Annotated in this window: 1 pseudogene; it reads right to left on the bottom strand. The window is 56.6% G+C overall.

Annotated elements, in window-relative coordinates:
• A pseudogene (locus GOARA_RS20310) lies at positions 1 to 364 on the bottom strand (hypothetical protein); the annotation flags it as partial.

The raw sequence follows: 364 nt of genomic DNA, 5'->3' as shown, positions 1-364 counted from the left end.
ATAAGCGCGCCGCAGCCTTGGCCTTCTCGTACGCCTCGTCGAATCCCGCTTGATCATGCAGATGCTTCCGCAGAAGATCATTTTCGTAGTCCTTTGAGACAGTTACCTGACCATCGTCAAAGATGTCGAACTTGTGCTGAAGGACCGGGTCGTCAATGATCCGAATGATCTCGGATTGTAGCTTGCCGATCTGTTCAGCTGCTTTATCGAGAATTTCTGCGGTTTTGGCCCACCGGGCGGCTCGCTCCTCCATCGTGGAGGCGTGATCCCTGGCCCGTATTGCAGCAGCGGTCGCGGCTTCGCCACTCCAGTCGGGGGCGATCTTTGTGATTGCGTTGATGGCCGAAGCCGCTAGTGCCCCTAG

This window comes from Gordonia araii NBRC 100433 (assembly GCF_000241265.1).
GTDB lineage: Bacteria > Actinomycetota > Actinomycetes > Mycobacteriales > Mycobacteriaceae > Gordonia > Gordonia araii.
Note: the sequence above shows the minus strand (reverse complement) of the source record. Positions and strands in the feature narration are given on the sequence as shown.